Origin of the sequence: Paraburkholderia sp. J7 (assembly GCF_905220155.1) — a bacterium.
Classification (GTDB): Bacteria; Pseudomonadota; Gammaproteobacteria; order Burkholderiales; family Burkholderiaceae; genus Paraburkholderia.
Window position 1 is genome coordinate 24,901 of the sequence record NZ_CAJMYZ010000016.1, and the last position, 17,704, is coordinate 42,604.

10 protein-coding genes are annotated in these 17,704 nt (G+C 66.1%); 9 read left to right on the plus strand and 1 reads right to left on the minus strand.

Going from position 1 to position 17,704, the window contains the following annotated elements; genetic code table 11:
• Positions 1-39 precede the first annotated feature (39 nt).
• Positions 40-519 carry a monooxygenase family protein gene (locus U5A58_RS24715; protein WP_321963432.1) on the plus strand — a complete coding sequence of 160 codons (480 nt, stop codon included), beginning with the start codon at positions 40-42 and terminating at the stop codon, positions 517-519.
• On the opposite strand, the gene U5A58_RS24720 is transcribed toward U5A58_RS24715, so the two are convergent.
• On the minus strand, positions 505-2,577 hold the full coding sequence (locus U5A58_RS24720; protein ID WP_321963433.1) for an alpha/beta fold hydrolase: 2,073 nt from the start codon (positions 2,575-2,577) through the stop codon (positions 505-507). The two genes, U5A58_RS24715 and U5A58_RS24720, sit on opposite strands and share 15 nt — an antisense overlap.
• A gap of 211 nt (positions 2,578-2,788) precedes the next feature.
• Between U5A58_RS24720 and U5A58_RS24725 the strand changes: the two genes are divergently transcribed.
• The 8 genes from U5A58_RS24725 to U5A58_RS24760 all read left to right on the plus strand — a co-directional run bounded on the left by U5A58_RS24725 (position 2,789) and on the right by U5A58_RS24760 (position 17,697).
• Entirely contained in the window at positions 2,789-4,426 is a 1,638-nt protein-coding gene (locus U5A58_RS24725; protein WP_321963434.1) for an MFS transporter, read from the plus strand.
• Between the two features lie 463 nt (positions 4,427-4,889).
• Positions 4,890-5,318: a cellulose biosynthesis protein BcsD gene (gene bcsD, locus U5A58_RS24730; RefSeq protein ID WP_321963435.1), complete on the plus strand. Its 429-nt coding sequence runs from the start codon at positions 4,890-4,892 to the stop codon at positions 5,316-5,318.
• 88 nt (positions 5,319-5,406) lie between these two features.
• Positions 5,407-5,925 carry a BcsR/BcsP family cellulose biosynthesis protein gene (bcsR, locus tag U5A58_RS24735; protein WP_321963436.1) on the plus strand — a complete coding sequence of 173 codons (519 nt, stop codon included), beginning with the start codon at positions 5,407-5,409 and terminating at the stop codon, positions 5,923-5,925.
• Positions 5,922-8,168, plus strand: coding sequence for a UDP-forming cellulose synthase catalytic subunit (gene bcsA / locus U5A58_RS24740; protein WP_321963437.1), 2,247 nt, complete (start codon positions 5,922-5,924; stop codon positions 8,166-8,168). Before bcsR ends, bcsA begins: the two co-directional genes overlap by 4 nt.
• Positions 8,165-10,555, plus strand: coding sequence for a cellulose biosynthesis cyclic di-GMP-binding regulatory protein BcsB (gene bcsB / locus U5A58_RS24745; protein WP_321963438.1), 2,391 nt, complete (start codon positions 8,165-8,167; stop codon positions 10,553-10,555). Before bcsA ends, bcsB (U5A58_RS24745) begins: the two co-directional genes overlap by 4 nt.
• Positions 10,556-10,595: 40 nt before the next feature.
• Positions 10,596-12,935, plus strand: coding sequence for a cellulose biosynthesis cyclic di-GMP-binding regulatory protein BcsB (gene bcsB, locus U5A58_RS24750; protein ID WP_321963439.1), 2,340 nt, complete (start codon positions 10,596-10,598; stop codon positions 12,933-12,935).
• 13 nt (positions 12,936-12,948) lie between these two features.
• Complete coding sequence (locus tag U5A58_RS24755) at positions 12,949-16,998, plus strand: cellulose biosynthesis protein BcsC (RefSeq protein ID WP_321963440.1); 4,050 nt, start codon at positions 12,949-12,951, stop codon at positions 16,996-16,998.
• Positions 16,999-17,043: 45 nt separating this feature from the next.
• On the plus strand, positions 17,044-17,697 hold the full coding sequence (locus tag U5A58_RS24760; RefSeq protein WP_321945741.1) for an SGNH/GDSL hydrolase family protein: 654 nt from the start codon (positions 17,044-17,046) through the stop codon (positions 17,695-17,697).
• Positions 17,698-17,704 lie beyond the last annotated feature (7 nt).

Consider the following 17,704-nt stretch of genomic DNA (forward strand, 5'->3'; position numbering starts at 1 on the left):
CGAGGACTATGCTTACAGCGTAAGCAGCCGGGAGCCATCATGCAAGCCTCCGTTACCCGCAGGTCCGTCGATCTCAGCGCCTATCCGAATCTCGTGGTCATCCTCCTGGGTTTTCGCGTGCGGCGGCTGCGCGGCATCGCCACCTTGTTCGGCATCGGTAAAGGCTTGCGGCAAATCCAGTTGAACCCGCCTGCCGGACTGCTCTCGAGCGAGCAGTTCCTGTTCGCACTGAACCACGTGGGGATCCGCCAGTATTGGCGTGACCTCGAAAGCCTCGAAGCTTTCACGCGCAGCGCGCCGCATTCGCGTTGGTGGGGCGAGTTCCTGCGCGACAGCGGCGGTGCGGGCTTCTGGCATGAAAGCTATAGCCGGCAGGGCATGGAAGCGGTTTATGTCGACATGCCGGGGCCCGTGGGCTTCGACCGTTTCGCACCGGCGCGCGAGCCGACCGGGCCCTTTATGAGCGCGCGAAAACGCATGGCGGCGGACAAGGGCTTGGCTGGTTCAATTGGCGCGTAAATGCGCGCAAGCGCCATCGTTATCAAACACCTCGATATCCTCGTGCAGAATGCGGCGGATTTCAAAAATCGCCTCAGGGGTTTCCTGAACGCTATGTCCCGAAACGATCACCTTTTCGGAGAGCGCGCCGTCGAGGTGCGCGCTGCGATAAGGGACGACCCCATCGTCGGAATCCTCGAGCGGGCCCGTCTCGCGGCGTCTCGCAATAATCGAGTGAAAGCACACGTTTGGGCTGATCGCCAGTCGTGAGGTCGACTGAATGATGGGATTGGTGTCCCGCAACTGCTCAATGCTGTTGGGAACCGCGATGGTCTCTCCCGCCCTGTGGGTGCTATCCGCGTTGGTCGCGCTCTGCAGCATCTCGTCAAGCTCCTTTAACAGCGCAAGCGGCAAACGCACCAGGTTTGCAACCCAGCGAGAAAGGCGATTGCTTGCGAACGGCGTGCCGCGGTGTGGCGTGGCGATGAAGATCGCGCGCTCGACCTGTGGCATTGGCGTAAAGCGCAGCAAACGGTTGAGCCGCTCATCCTCGCGAACGATGTCGATGCCTTCGGGCAGGTAGTTGTTCTGCACGGTGACCCAGAGCACATCGTCGGACGACGAGACGAGCAGCCGGGCAAGCACGCCGCCCATGCTGTGCCCGATCAGCACCATGCCGTTCGAGGCGGGCAGCACGCCTGCGGGATCGAAATGCGCGAGTGTCAGTTGCACCGCCTGGCGTATTCTCGCGAGATTCACAAGAATGGGCACGTTGGTCGGGTAGTAGACCTGCCAGACCTGGAAATGCTCGCGAAGGATTTCGTCGCCCTGAATGTCGTTGGCGACGTTGACCCACGCCTCGGGACTGCTCGCTAGTCCGTGCAGCATCAGAACGATGCGCCGGTCCGGGTCGAAGGGCTGCATCATGTAAATGCGCGGACGGTCGATGCCCCGCGTGCGGCCGAGCAGAGAACGCAAGGACTGCCTGGCAAAGCCCGAGCGGGCGAGCCAGATGCCGTAGCCCGCACTGAAGTTGGCGGCGAGCGGCACGGTCTGGCCGTTCAGCTCTACGCTCTCTACGCGATACGGATCGTAGGCGGAAAAGACCACGTCGTGCGAATCGAGCACTTGCTCTAGCGTGCCATCGCCAAACGACAGCAGTGCGGTGACGCTCGGCGAAGGCATTTCGTTGAACGGACGCGCGCCGGGGGCGAGCCAGATAGTGGCGGCCTCGTTCGAATTCCCGTTGCCTTCGGCCGTTGGCGCGCTGCTTGTTGTGCTGTTTTCGTCGCTGTTGTTCGTCTCGCTGGCCGGGTCGGGCGCCGCGGGTTGCGTGACGGCGACCAGTTCCGCGCCCAGGCCGTCGCGGCGATAGGTGTTACGCAGTCCCGCGAATGACAGCCCCGCGGCCGGAATGACTTCGCTGAGTTCGCGTACGCCCTCGGGCAGCCGGACTTCTCTCAGGTCGATGCGGATGGTCCAGCCTGCTATGAACTGTTTTTTCGGATCGCGGTTGCGGGTGTTCGTTTCATGCGCGCCACGCAGGAACAGCGCGCCGGCGAGTTCCTGGACCGCATAGTTGTAGTAGTCGCGAACCTGTGTCTGGCGGTCCTCGAATGCGCGCTCGCCAGCCGTGCGTTGACCGAGGAACAGAAAGGCGTACGCGTATCGCGCGGTCTTGAGCCACGAATCGAATTGCGCGTCGCCCCAGGGGTTGCCGGCAGGCGGCGTTTGCGCAAGCGCCATCTGGAGCGATAACTCGGCCAGGCTGGCGAGACGCTGGTCGGTATTGAGCCCGCCCACGGTTGCGATCGTGTCGATACACGCTTGCGGTGCGTTCCGGCATGCACTTTCGTCCAGGGCCGCAACGCGCAACGTGGCTTGTGTCGCCGTACTCAACTGGCCGGTCGAGAGAATATCTCCGCGGCGCATGGCAAAGTACTGCTGCGGGCCGAGCGAGTTCACGCGCACCATCGCGCAACCGGACAGCAGCGCGGCGACGAGAATGACCGAAAACTGGGCCAACACACGGGCCACCTGCGGGCAACGCGGCATGCGGGACGAGTAAGGGCGCGTCATGAAGGATCCAGGCCAATCGCGCGGGCGCGCACAAGCGTGTGGCGAAATGAGGGACGGCGCGGCGCTGTGGCCATCAGGTCGATGTATACCAGCCTGATGCGGATTGCGTTCGCGCGGTGATCCGCGGCGCGCAGGTATGTGCTCTCCCGGGTTGACTGGCGAGCCCGGCATCAACAGACTCTAGTCACCCTCGATCCACAAGGGAGCGAACTTGGCCAACCCGGATCTTGTTGAAAGCGAGCCGAAGGGCGTGCACGTCGTCGCTGCGCAGGCGAGCCCGTGCGACAAGCTCGTGATCCGCACGCAGCCCACCACAGTCGACCGTCCGTGCCAGCGCAAACGTCTCGCGCTCGCGGCGACGATTCTGGGTTCGAGCATGGCGTTCATCGACGGCTCGGTCGTCAATGTCGCCCTGCCGTCCATTCAGGGCGAACTCGCTGCGAGCGTTGCGGCGATGCAATGGGTCGTCAACGCGTATCTGCTCTTTCTCGGGTCCCTCGTGCTGGTCGGCGGCTCGATGGGGGACAAGCTTGGCCGCCGCACGGTGTTTATCGCGGGCATTGCGCTTTTCACGCTGGCGTCGGCTGCTTGCGGACTGGCGCCGAATGCGGGCGCACTGATCGCCGCGCGCGCGGTGCAAGGCATAGGCGCGGCACTGCTCGTCCCCAGCAGTCTCGCGATCATCGGCGCGGTGTTCGACGACGCCGCGCGCGGACGGGCAATCGGCACCTGGGCGGGCGTGGGCGCGATCACGTCGGCGGTGGGGCCCGTGGCGGGCGGCTGGCTCGTCGACGCGCTTTCGTGGCGCGCGATCTTTTTCCTGAATGTCCCGCTCGCCGCGATAACGATCGCGCTCGCCGTATCGTCGGTGCCCAACAGCCACCGGCTCGATGCGCCTCGGCAGCTCGACTGGCCCGGCTCGCTGGCCGCGGCAGGAGGCCTCGGTGCACTCACGTTCGGGCTGACCGAGGCGTCGGCGCGAGGCTTCCAGCATCCGCTCGTATTGGGCGCGATAGGTGTTGGCGTGCTCGTGCTCGCCGCATTCGTCGTGATCGAAGCACACAGCGCCAGCCCCATGATGCCGCTCGACGTGTTCCGCTCACGCGATTTCACCGGCGCGAATCTCGTTACCCTGCTGCTTTACTTCGGGCTCGGCGGCGCATTCTTCTTCCTGCCGTTCACGCTGATCCGCGCACATGGCTACACCGCGACCGAAGCGGGCGCGGCGCTGCTGCCGGTGCCTGTGATCATCGGCTTGCTATCGCGCTTCACCGGCGGATTGACGAGCCGTTTCGGCTCACGCGCGTTGCTGACCGTGGGGCCGGGCGTCGCCGGAATCGGCTTCGCGCTCCTGGCATTGCCATTCGTGCGCGGCGGCTACTGGACCGGATTTTTCCCGGCGCTCGCGGTGCTTGGGCTCGGCATGACGATTACCGTCGCGCCGCTCACTACTACCGTCATGGGCTCGGTGTCGAACGAGCGCACTGGCGTCGCCTCGGGCATCAACAATGCCGTTGCGCGCGTGGCGAGCCTGCTGGCGGTTGCGGTGCTTGGCATCGTGTTCGTGTGGTCGCATCACGCGGCGCTATCGGCGCGGCTCGACGCGTTGCACGTGCCGCACGACGCGCGTGAGACGAGGCAGTTGCTGGAGCCTGACGCGCGAGGGGGAATGCCATCGCGCGGCGCCCATGGGCAGCACGAGATGCTGATGGCGCGTGCAGAAGCGGACGCCCTGATCGATGCGCTGCGCGCTGTCGCCGTTGTGTCGGCCGCGTGCGCGTTCGCTGGCGCCGGGATTGCTGCGGCAGCCATCCAGCCGCGCAAACGCGCTGCAAACGTTTGCAGCTGAAATATTTCGCAAAATTACACACGGCACGTACATTTCGCGAATCGCGGTGGGCTATACACGCGCTAAATAAAAATGACAACGACTGAATTCAGGTTTCAAATTCGGGCAAATCGAAACGAACAGCAGCACGACAACATTATCTCGTGCACCGTGGCGGGCGCAAAAACGCCCGTGCCATGCGAGCGGCCTTAAGTCTTACGTGCCCCATTTTATGCGCAAACGTTTTCGTATTTGATCTGTCGCGCAGGCGTGACAAATTCAATGATGCAGGCCAATTAAAAAATAAACACGGCGGGAATAATACGTATAATCCGCCGCGCGTCTCAGTTGATCCGACGTTCTTCCGGAATCACCAGCAAGAATTGCCTGCGCTTAACGCCGGTCACCGCCCGGATGGTGATGAGGTTGCTTGCGCAAGTTTTGTTGACCCTATGCGCCTTCTTTCCGGGCGCATGAATATGTGATGAATTCCATGCCAGCACCGCAATGGCGTCCGTTCGTGTCGTTCCTCACGCAAGAGTTGACGCAGAACCTGACGCCCAGGTTTCTGACCCAGCTCATGCGTGCTGCTGGCGGCCAGTTCGCCCGTCAATATGCGCTTGCCGAGGCGCTCACCGTGGCCGCGATGCGCGACGCCATGAATCAGGTTTGGGGCGAGCTGGACTGGGGGCAGGTCGAGATACGCGAGGCTCAGGACTGGCTGGTGCTCACGCATTACCACGCGCCGCTCAAGGTCGTATTCGGCGCGGAGAACGTGGCTTGGGCCGGCGCTTTCCTCGAGGGGGCCTATGAAGCATGGATGCACCAGCTGGGCGCCGATGCGCAGTTGCGCATGACCACGGCAGGCCCTGCGGATGCCTCGGGAACGATGGTTTTCCTGTTCGGTAAGTAGAAGTCGGCAGGTCAGTAAAAAACACAAAACGTGCTGCGCGCGTCACGCGCCTTCGTAGACGGCACAACGAATACTACGGGGTCGGGGCATGAGCAGTGCATCGGACATTGCGAATCTTTTCGAGGTAGCGAACGCAAGCCCTTTTCAGTACCAGGAAGTGGAAAGGGCGGAGCAGATGCAAGGCCTGCGTGGGCGCTGGTCCACGCTGAACGCGGCGGAGCCGGATACCGTCGCGCCCGCGCCAATGGCGCTGCAGGGCGGCGCCGCCGATTCGGCCGAAGTTCCCGCTGCGGCCGCCACGCCCGATACGGCCGATATTCCCGATACTCACGAAACGGTCGATACGGCCGATACGCGCGAAACGGCCGCCACGCCCGATACGTCACCCGACGCGCCCCAGCCGCCGCAGCCGGTCGCGTGCACCATTTCCGCTGCCGCTTCAGAACCTCCCCCGGTTGATCAGGCTGAACCCGAGCAGCCTGTCGTTCAACTTACGCCCGAGCCTGTCGTCGCCGTGCAGCAGTCTGCCGCGCTGAGCAGTGTGTTTGCGCGCCTCATGGAACGCAATGAGCCTCGCGCCGATGTCGCAGCACGCGGGGCGCCATGATCTTCAAACGCAAATCGATGCAGCCGCAACGACCACCCGCCGGTGCGGGACAAAGCGACGATGCGGGAGACTGGGACGACACACTGCTGGAAGTGGGGGCGTCGCTGCTCGCGTCGCGCTGGTCGCGCGTGCTCGTAACGCTGGTGGCCGTGCTGCTGTTCACGTCCGCCATGACGGTGCACCTCGCGCTGTCGAAACAGTGGGTGTTCGCCATCCTTTGCATGGGTGTGGCGCTTGCGCTGAGCCGCATTCGCGGCCGTGTGCTCACGGTGTCGCTGGTGGCGTTGTCGGTGTTCATCTCGTTGCGCTACCTGTACTGGCGCGTCACGCAGACGCTGTCCTTCACCAACTCGCTGGACAGGACCTTCGGTTATCTGCTGCTGCTAGCCGAAGGCTACGCGGTGCTCATGCTGTTGTGCAGCTACTTCCAGACGCTCTGGCCGCTGCATCGACGGCCTGCGCCGCTGCCCGCCGATACCTCGACGTGGCCCACGGTGGACGTGTATATCCCCACCTACAACGAACCGCTCGAAGTGGTGCGGCAGTCGGTGCTGGCCGCGACGCTGCTCGACTGGCCGGCCGACAAGTTGCGCGTCTACCTGCTCGACGACGGCCGTCGTGACGAATTCCGCGCATTCTGCGAACAGGCCGGCGTGGACTATCTGACGCGGCCCGACAACGCGCATGCCAAAGCGGGCAACCTCAACGCGGCGCTGCCGAAGACGAGCGGCGAGTTCATCGCCGTGTTCGACTGCGACCACGTCACCACGCGCTCGTTTCTGCAGGTCTGCATGGGCTGGTTCCTGAAAGATCCGAAGATGGCGATGGTGCAGACGCCGCACGTGTTCTATTCGCCCGATCCGTTCGAGCGCAACCTCGAAACCTACCGGAAGGTGCCCAACGAGGGCGACCTGTTCTATGGCGTGCTGCAAAACGGCAACGATCTCTGGAACGCCGCGTTTTTCTGCGGTTCCTGCGCGGTGCTGCGACGCTCCGCGCTCAACGAGGTCGGCGGCGTGGCGACCGAAAGCGTCACGGAAGACGCGCTCACCGCGCTCAAGATGAGCATGAAGGGCTACAACACGGGCTACCTCGCCATTCCGCAGGCGGCGGGTCTCGCCACCGAGAGCCTGGGCCGGCACATCGGCCAACGCATTCGCTGGGCGCGCGGCATGGCGGAAATCTTCCGCCAGTTCAATCCGCTGTTGATCTCGGGGCTGACGATTCCACAGCGCCTGTGCTACCTGAGCGCGATGATGCACTTCTTCTTCGGGCTGCCGCGCATCGTGTTTCTGATCACGCCCATGGCCTACCTGTTCTTCGGCGCGCACGTCTTTCACGCGTCGGCGCTCATGGTGCTGGCCTACGTCGTCCCGCATCTCGTGATTTCGAGCATCGGCGCTTCGCGCATTCAAGGACGCTTTCGCCATTCGTTCTGGAGCGAAGTCTACGAAACGGTGCTCGCGTGGTATGTGATGCTGCCCGCGCTCCAGGCCGTGCTGCGTCCCGGCAGCCGCGGCTTCAACGTGACCTCCAAAGGTGGCGTGATCCGGCAGTCCTTCCTGGATTGGGCGATGGCGCGGCCCTATATCGTCTTGCTGCTCATCAACCTCGCCGGGTTCGCGGTGGGTGTGGCGGGATTGATCCGCAGCCCCGGCTGGCCCGAGGCGATGAGTATTTTGTTCAACCTGGTCTGGGTGACCTACAACGTCATGAACCTGAGCGCGGCGGCAGGCGTGGCGGCCGAGTCGAAACAGCTTCGCCTCACGCCGCGCGTGCAGATCGAGTTGCCCGCCGCGCTGCGTCTGGCCAACGGGTGTCGCGTCACGTGCCAGACCAGCGACTATTCGCAAGGCGGCCTGGGACTGGTGCTGCCCGAGGACGCGCCACTGCCGCAGCGCGGCGAGCGCGTCATGGTCTCGGTGTTTCGCGACGACTACGAGGGCAAGTTCCCCGCCGAGGTCCAGGTGTGCCGCGGCCGCACCGTGGGCGTGAGTTTCCCGGCCCTGACGATCAATCAGGAACGCGACCTGATGCGCGTGACGTTCTCGCGCGCCGACAGCTGGATTGGCTCCTGGGGCCGCTATCGCCGCGACCGGCCGCTGCGCAGCCTGTTCGAGGTGCTCGGCGTCGGCATGCGCGGGCTCAAGGAGTTGGCCCGCCATCTGTTGATGGGCGGACGCGAGCGTTTCGCACGCTCGGCCGAGGCGCAGGCGAACGAGTTGGGATCGAAGCAATCGTGAGCCACGCCTATTTGTTGCCTTTGCGCGCGCTCGCGTGCACGCGCCGGTTGGCGCCGCGGTGGGCTTCGGTGCTCGCCGGTCTCGCGCTCGGCGCCAACGTTGCGCTGGCCGCGAGTTTGCCCGCCGCGCCCGCCGTGCCGGGCGCAGCGGCGCCTGCGTTCGCTTCGCAGGCCGTGGCGTCCGCGGCGCCGGCATCGCCCGAGGCCGGGCAGCCAGCCGCCGCCGACTCGGCCAACACCTATACCTATCGCATTCCGCTACTACGGCAAAACGCGGCGCAGGGGCTGACCTTGCTCGGCGAGGACGCGTATGGCGGGATGGACTTCGGTTTGCGCCGCGACGAGCGCGTGGTCAGCGCGCGGCTCGTGCTCGACTATCGCTATTCGCCCACGCTGCTCCCCACGCTCTCGCACCTCAATGTGCTGGTCAACAGCGTGGTGGGGGCGACGATTGCGCTGCCCGAGCCTGCGCCGCGCACGTCGACGCAAGTGACGGTGGACCTGCCGGTGTCGCTGCTCACCGAGTTCAACCATCTGAACCTCGAGTTGATTGCGCACAGCAAGGCGAGCGATCAGGGCAATGACCCGCTGAGTCCCGACTTGTGGCTGAAGGCCGGCCCGCAGAGCGCGCTCGAACTGACCGTCGCGCCCGCAGCGCTCGCTGGCGACCTGTCGCAACTGCCCGCACCGTTCTTCGACGTGCGCGACGTGCGCAGGCTCAGCCTGCCCATCGTGATGCCGCGCACGCCGGGAACCGGCCGCCTCGAATCTGCGGGGATCGTCGCCTCGTGGCTGGGCGCGCAGGCGGGTTATCGCGGCTCGCACTTTTCCGCGAGTCTCGGCGCGCTGCCCGCGCATGGCCATGCCGTCGTGCTGGCGCTGCGCGACGAGTTGCCGGGCCTCGGCGTGGCCCCGGCCGCGCTGGACGGCCCGAGCGGTCCGGCGCTCGCGATCGTGTCCAACCCCAACGACCCCAACGGCAAATTGCTGCTGGTCACGGGCCGCGACGAGCCGCAACTGCGCACGGCGGCGATGGCGCTGGTGCTCGGCGCGAAGACGCTGGCCGGCCCTCAGGTCCGCATCGATGGCCCGGTTGACGCGGCGCCGCGCAAGCCTTTCGACGCACCGAACTGGGTGCCGGGCGACCGGCCGGTGGAACTGGGCGAGCTGCTGCCGGCGGACCGTTTCACGATCCAGGGCTTTCGCCCCGGCGCGATCGATGTGGACCTGCGTCTGCCGCCGGGCCTGTTCGGTTTCAACAACGCTGGTGCAGTGCTGAATCTGCGCTATCGCTATACGGCGCGCCCGGCGTCCCGGCATTCGGAGCTGCACGTGCTGGCGGGCAATACGCCGCTCGCTGCCTTGCCGCTGCCTGGCGACGCGTCGGACGGCCATGCCGTGATTCGTATTCCTACGTATTTGCTGCCGCCGTTGACGACGCTGCAATTCGACTATCGCTACGAAGCCGTCAAGACGAAGGACCAATGGCAGGACGTGCCGGGCGGCCCGCTGCTGAGCGCCATTGATCCGACTTCGACGATCGACATTTCGCAGTTGCCGCGTTACACGGCCATGCCCGATCTGGGTGCTTTCACCAACGCGGGCTTTCCGTTCACGCGCCTCGCCGATCTGTCCGAAACCGCTGTGATCCTGCCGGCACAGCCGGTCGCGGACGACTATGGCGCGTATCTGACGCTGATGGGCAGCATGGGGCAGGCCACCGGTTATCCGGTGCTGGGCGTGACAGTAGGCAATGCGTCGCAGGTTCAAACGCTGCGCAACAAGGATCTGCTCGTGCTGGCTTCGGGCGACAACCAGCCCTTGCTCACGACCTGGCGCGGCGAGCTGCCGCGCGGGTTCTTCGCGCCGGACGCGACGCCGGGCAACGGGTTCGCCAGGTGGTGGGACAAGCTGACCGGCGGCCAGGCGCAGGCCAGACGCGAAGCCGATATTGCCGCGCTCTATCGCAGCGACGACGACGACGGCATGGTGGCCGGGTTCGAGTCGCCGCTGGCGCACGGCCGCAGCGTGGTGCTCGTATCGGGCAATACGCCGCGCGGGCTCAGTGCGGTCGTGGACGCGCTGCAAACGCGCCATTACCGCGTCGACGACACGATCGGCGGCAGCCTCGTGGTGGTGAACGACGGCATCCTCACCACGCTGAACAAGGATCAGAGCTATTTCATCGGGTCCTTGCCGTTCCGGCTCGCTGTCGAGTGGTTCTTCGCGAGCCACATCGTGCTGCTGCTCGTGTCGACGCTCGTGAGCGTCGTGCTCATCGGTCTGCTCGGCGGCGTGCTGCTGCATCGGCGTGCCCTGAGCCGCCTGAACCTGGACATCCCCCAGACATCGCAACGTGAAGAAGGACGACGAGGTTCTCATGTTTAAAAGACGGCCTGCTATCTCCCGGGCACGCCTCGCGCGTTGCATGATCGTTCAGCCCGCATTGCTGCTCGGCTGCGTCTTCGCCTCGGCGGCGCACGCCCAGGGCGCGGCAGGCGGCAATGCCGCAAGCAACGCACAGGCGCAGCCCGCCGCGGCAACCGTGGCAGCAGCGGCAACGCCATCGTCGTCGGCGGCATCGTCGACCGTGACCTGGTCGTTGCGGCAACTGGGTGCGCAATACGCGCTCAACCTGCGCGGTGTCGACGGCAGCAATACGCTGCCGGTCGGCGTGCGCGACGATCAGGTCGTGAGCGGTGCGCGCCTTAACCTGCGCTATGCGTATTCGCCGGCGCTGCTGCCCGATGTCTCGCACATCAACGTGCTCGTGAACGACCAGGTGGCGGCGTCGATCGCGGTGCCAAAGGACACGGCCGGCACTAGCCTGCAGCGCACGATTACGCTGCCGGCGTATCTGTTCACCTCGAACAGCAAGTTGCGTCTGCAACTGATCGGCCACTACACCACGCAATGCGAAGACCCGTTGCATTCGAGCCTGTGGGCCAACATCAGCAACGAAAGCACGCTGAGCCTCGACACGCAGCCGCTCGCGCAGGCCAACGATCTGGCGCGCCTGCCGAAGCCGTTCTTCGACGGCCAGGACATCCGCCGGCTGACGCTGCCGGTCGTGTTCGCAGGCAACCCCGACGCGGCCGCGCTGGAGGCGGCCGGCGCCGTGTCGTCGTGGTTCGGCGCACTGGCGAGCTATCGCGGCGCGGACTTCCCGGTGTCGCTCTCCACGGTGCCCGCGCAGGGCAACGCGGTCGTCATCGTCGAGGGCGCGCAGCAGGCGGCGCTCGCGGGCGCACCGCTGCAGGGCCCGACCATCGCCATCGTCGGCAACCCGAACGATGCGAACGGCAAGCTGCTGCTCGTCATGGGCCGCGACGGCAAGGAACTCAAGCAGGCGGCCGATGCCCTGGTCACGGGTAGCCAGACGCTGTCGGGCGCAAGCGCGCTCATCACGCATTTCGCCGATCTCGCGCCGCGCAAGCCCTACGACGCGCCGCGCTGGCTGCGCACCGATCGCCCCGTGTCGTTCGGTGAACTGATCGACACCAAACAGTTGAGCGTGTCGGGCTACAGTCCCGACCTCATCCGCATCAGCACGCGCGTGCCGCCCGACCTGTTCGGCTGGCACGCGCCCAACGTGCCGATCGACCTGCATTACCGCTACACACCGCAGCCCTATATGGTCAATTCGTCGCTGCTCTTCAGCGTCAGCGACCAGTTCATGAAGTCGATCCCGCTGCTGCCGCTCGAGCGCCTCGAAGGCGGCGACAAGCTGCGTGCCGAAGTGCTGCCCGACAGCAGCCTGCCGCGCCAGGCGAAGCTGGAAGTGCCGCTCGAGACGCTCCTGCAGCCGAACACGCAGCTGCAGTTCCGCTACATGTACGACTACATCAAGCAGGGCGAGTGCCGCGACATCATCATCGACAACGTGCGCGGCGCGATCGATCCCGAATCGACGATCGATCTCTCGACCTATCCGCACTACATCGCCATGCCGAATCTGGCCGCCTTCGCGCAGGCGGGTTTCCCGTTCACGCGCATGGCCGATCTGTCCGACACGGACGTGGTGCTCGGCGCCAATGCGGGGCCGCAGGAATACAGCACGTACCTGGCCGTGATGGGCCGCATGGGCGACTCGACCGGCTATCCGGCGCGCGGCGTGACCGTGCTGCGCGGGCAGCGGATCGACGCCATGCCGACGGCGAAGGACCTGCTCGTGATCGCCACGGGCGCCGATCAGGCGTGGCTCAAGGACTGGGCGCCGTACATGCCCGCAGCCTATGACCACGGCGCGCAGTTCTCGCTCTCGGATCTGCCGGGCCGCGTGCGCGGATGGTTCCACGCCAACCCGCGTCTCGACACGGCGCCTGGCCGCCTCTCGCTCGCCTGGACAGGGCCTGGCGTGAGCGCCGTGCTGGCGGGTTTCGAGTCGCCGAAGGCAACGGGCCGCAGCGTGGTCATGCTGGTCAGCAACCAGCCCGAGGGTCTCAAGGATGCGGTTGCGGCGCTGCTGGGCGTGCCGAACTACGACAAGCAGCCCATCCAGGGCAGCCTCGTGTCGATTCGCGGCCAGGAAGTCGATTCGCTCGTGGGCGAGCACACCTACTACGTCGGGCATCTCGGCCTTTGGCGCGGCCTCGACTGGTGGCTGGCTTCGTTCGGCCTCTCGCTGGCCTCGCTGCTCAGGGCGCTCGGTGCTGTCGCGCTCGTGCTGCTCGCAGCGCTCGGGTTCGTCGCCTTGCGGCGCCGTCAGGCACGGCGCGATGCCGCGGCCGAGGAACGGCTGCGCGCGAGGCAGCACGCGCAACAATAATCAGGAAACCTTCATGTTAGTCAGCCGCAGCCAGGCTTGTGTTCTGGGTTTGTTGCTCACCTCGGTCAGCCACCCCGCGTGGGCGCAGGACACCAGTTCCAGAATGCTGCTGGAGCAGGGCCGCTATTGGCAGGCGCATGACAAGCCCGATCTGGCCGCGCAGTCATGGTCGAAACTGCTGCTGACCGACCCGAAGCAGCCCGAAGGCCTGTATGGCATGGGGTCGATCGCCGTCGGCAAGAAGCAGTTTTCGGTCGCCAACGACTATCTGGCACGACTGCGCGCCGCGGCGCCCGACAGCCGCTACGTGCCGCTGCTCGAGCAGGACTTGCGTCTTGCCGTGGAGCCCGGCAAGTCCACGTTCGCCAAGGCACGGCAGATGGCGCAGGACGCGGTCAACCAGAACGACCCGAAGGCGCTGGCGGCGGCGATGGCGCAATACGACAAGGCCTTGGGCGGCAAGCCGCCGCAAGGCAGCGTGGCGCGCGAGTACTACACCTTCCTCGGCTATACGGAGGGTGGTGTGGACCCGGCCATTCAGGGCTTGACGCGCCTGGACGCGCAAACGCCCAACGATCCGTACACCCTGTTGGCGCTGGCCCAGCATCAGGTGCGCGACGAACGCGAGCGCGCGGCCGGCGTCGCCTTGCTGGAAAAGCTGGCCGCGCGGCCGGACATCGGCGGCGCGGCCACGGAAGCCTGGCGCTCCGTGCTGACCTGGGTCACGCCCACGCCGAAGAACCGGTCGTGGTTCGAGGACTATCTGAAGCTGCATCCCGATGACGACGAGATCCGTCATCAACTGCTCTCGCCGCGCGCGCCGGGCGCCGCCGCCGTGCCGGTCATGGACCCGCGCCTCACGCGCGGCTTCGCGGCGTTCAAGGCGGGCGACATCACGACCGCCGAGCAGTCGTTCACCGACGTGTTGCGCGACAAACCGAACGACACCGACGCGCTCGGCGGCCTGGGTCTGGTGCGCATGCAGCAGGGCGACCTCGCGCAGGCGCAGACGCTGCTCGCGCGCGCCGTCGCGCGTCCGGGCGCCGGCGCCAACTGGAACAAGGCGCTCGCTTCGGCGCGCTATTGGCTGCTCGTGAATCAGGCCGAAGGCGCGCAAAGCGTGGGCGACTACGCCGCCGCGCGCGGCAAGCTCGACCAGGCGCTGCGCATGGACCCGGCCGAACCGGGCGGGCGCAACGCATCGGCCCGCCTGTATGCGGCGCAGGGCGATCTCGCCCATGCAGAAAAGGTCTATCGGGAGGTGCTGGCGGCACACCCGAACAACCGCGAAGCGGTGAGCGGGCTCGTCGATATCCTCGCCGCAACGGGGCGCGCCGACGAGGCCCAGAAGTGGGTCGACGGCATGTCGCCCGAGCAGCAGGCCGGCATCGGCGGCCTCGATCGTCTGCGCGCGGCAGTCGCTTCCGGGCGTGCCGACGCCGCAGAGCAGCGCGGCGATCTGGACGCGGCGCACCGCATCCTCGAAGACGCGCAGCGCGCCGATCCCGACAATCCGTGGCTCCGTCTGGAACTGGCGCGCTTCGAACTGAGGCAGGGCCATGCCGACGAGGCGCGTGAACTTGTCGATGGCCTGCTCGCGTCGAACCCGGACAATCCTGACGCCCTCTACGCGAGCGCGCTGCTGGCGATGCAAATGGGCGACTGGACGCGCGCGCAGGACACGATGGCGCGCATCCCCGCTGCCGCGCGCACGCCGAACATGGTCGCGACGGCGCAGCAGATCGATTTCCAGGCGGTGGCGGCGCAAGCCTCGCAACTGGCGCGCGACGGCAATCTCGACGACGCGCGCAACATGCTGGCGCGGCTCGAAGCGTCGGCGGGCAAGGACCCGGCACGGGTGAGCGCGCTCGCCCAGGCCTGGGTGGACGCCGGGAACTTGCCGCGCGCCATGGCCCTGATGCACGGGCTGATGCTTGATTCGACCACGAGCGGCGTGAAGGGCGGCGGTCCCGATGTGCAACTGGCCTATGCGGGCCTGCTGCTCAAGACCGGCCAGAACGTTCAGGCCCAGGAAGTGATGCGCGGATTGCAGGCCGTGACGCTGACCGCGGACCAGCGCCGTCAGCTCGACGATCTGAATTACCTGTACGCCGTGCGCCTCGCCGAACAGCAGCGCCAGCAAGGCGATCTTGCGCAGGCTTACGACACGCTCGCGCCGGTGCTCGCGAAACGGCCCAACGACAGCCTGGCCAACGCCGCGCTCGCGCGCATGTATGCCGCCGACGGCCAGTACGGCAAAGCGCTGTCGCTCTATCGGAAGGCGCTCGCGAACGACCCCGACAATCCGGGGCTGCAACTGGGCGTGGCGATGACGGCGGTGCAGGCCGGCAAGGGCGGCGTGGCGGACGCAGCCTTGAAACAGGCCATTGCGAAGGCGCCGAACGATCCTGACGTGCTGGCGGGCGCCGCGCGCATTTATGTCATGCAGGGCAAGACGCGCGAGGCGCAGTCGCTGCTGGTGAGGGCCATCGCCGCCAAGGAGCAGCGGCTCGGCGTGCAGGCGCAAGGTGTCCATGTGGCGGGCAATCCCTTCGTGCACGACGATGATCGCCGCCGCCGTGCGGCTCGCGACAATCGCCGGAGCGCGGCCAATGCGTTCGCGGCACAAGGTACCGCAGGCACCGCGGGCACCGTGTCCGATGGCGCGCTCGCGAATGATGCGGCAACGATGCCCGGCCTCGCGTCAACAACGGCGTCCACGGCGTCCACGGCCGCGGGCGAGCGTTCGCCGGTGCGTGCGTCCGCGCTGCCTTCGGTGGCCGGCACGCCGATCGGCGAACGGGCGCCGCAGGACGCGGTGGCCACGAGCGCGCCCCAGGAGGGCGCCATTTCGCTCGACGACATGCGCAACGAACTCGACGATATCCGCTCGGAGCGTTCGCCGGAAATTCGCGGCGGCCTGTTCGTCGCGTCGAACAACAGCGCCGGCGGGACCTCGCAACTGACGAACGTGCAGCAGCCGCTCGAAGCCTTGCTGCCGGCCGGCAACGGCAAGCTGTCGTTGCGCGTGACGCCGGTCGAGCTCGAAGGCGGCACGCTCGGCACCGATGTCTACAGCAGCAGCCAGTTCGGCGGCGGGCCGGTGGCGGCGCAGGCGCAGAAAGACGGCACGGTCGCGGCTCCCGGCGCGCAGAGCGCCTATGGCGTTGGTCTCGGCGTGGGCTACGAGACGCGCAAGTGGGCGTTCGACATCGGCACGACGCCTTTGGGTTTCCAGTACACCAATGTGGTCGGCGGCGCGTCGTTCAAGGGCAGCATCGGCGCGAAAGACGGCGGCTGGTTCAACGCGGGCGTGTCGCGTCGGGCCGTGACCGACAGCATTACGTCGTTCGCCGGTTCGACCGATGCGCGCTCGGGCCTGAGCTGGGGCGGCGTGACCGCCACGGGGCTGCATGGAGCGATCGGCCTCGACAATCAGGACTACGGTTTCTACGGCTACGGTTCCTTGAAGTACCTGGACGGCCATAACGTCCAGTCCAACGAGGGCGCGGAAGTCGGCGCGGGCACGTACTGGTACCTGCTTCGCAGTGCCAACACCATGCTGACCGTCGGCATGAACCTGAGCGGCGAGTTCTACCGCCACAACGAAAACAACTTCACCTACGGCAACGGCGGCTATTTCAGTCCGCAGCGCTTCTATGCGTTCACCGTGCCGGTCACCTGGGCGCAGCGCTCGGATCGCTGGACCTACAAGCTGCAAGGGTCCGCAGGGCTGCAGTACTACCACGAGGCCGGCGCGCCGTATTTCCCGACCGACAGCACGCTGCAGTCGGCGGCCGAATCGGCGGCTTCGACCCTTGACTTGAGCGATGGCGCGGTTCATCCCGCGCAGTCCAAAACCGGTATCGGCTACAACCTGCTGGCCGCGGCGGAATACCGCTTCAGCAATCACCTCACGGGCGGCGCGTCCGTGGGGGCCAACAACGCGTCCAGTTACCGCCAGTGGGTGGCCGGACTGTATCTGCGCTTTAGCTTCGCACCGCAAACGAAGTCGCTGGACATGCCGGTCATGCCTTACCAGTCGCATTACAACGATCAGTAGCCCGATCGATTCGACGATCGATCGTTTTTCAGGAGTCACAGATTCATGCTTGCTTCCGTACTTGCAGGTCTCAGCATTCTCATGATTGGCGATAGCCATTTGAGCGAGCCCGGTTATCTCATCGACACGTTGCAGGACCAGCTGATCGCCGCCGGCGCACAGGTGCATACCTACGGCGTGTGCGGCAGTGCGCCGGGCGACTGGGTGAAGTCGGTGCCCGGCACCTGCGGCGGGGCCACGCGTAACGGCAAGTCGCCGCTCGTCGTCGATCACAACGCGAAGACCCAGCCGATCGATCAGCTGGTCGCCGCGAACAAGGCCAACCTCGTCATCATCGTCGAAGGCGACACCATCGGCGGTTACGGCAAGGACGACTTTCCCAAGAGCTGGGCGTGGCAGCAGGTCACGGCGCTCACGCAAGACCTGGCCGCCAGCAAGACGGCGTGCGTCTGGGTCGGCCCGGCCTGGGGCACCGAGGGCGGCAAGTACCAGAAGACCTTTGCGCGCGTGAAGCAGCTCTCGTCGTTCCTTGCTACCAATGTCGCGCCGTGCCAGTACATCGACTCGCTCACGTTTTCGAAGCCGGGCGAATGGGCGACGGTCGACGGTCAGCATTTGACGACGACCGGCTACAAGTACTGGGGCGCGGACATCATGAAGGCGCTGGTCCAACTGCCGGCCGTGCAGCAGCACAAGTAAGGCGCCG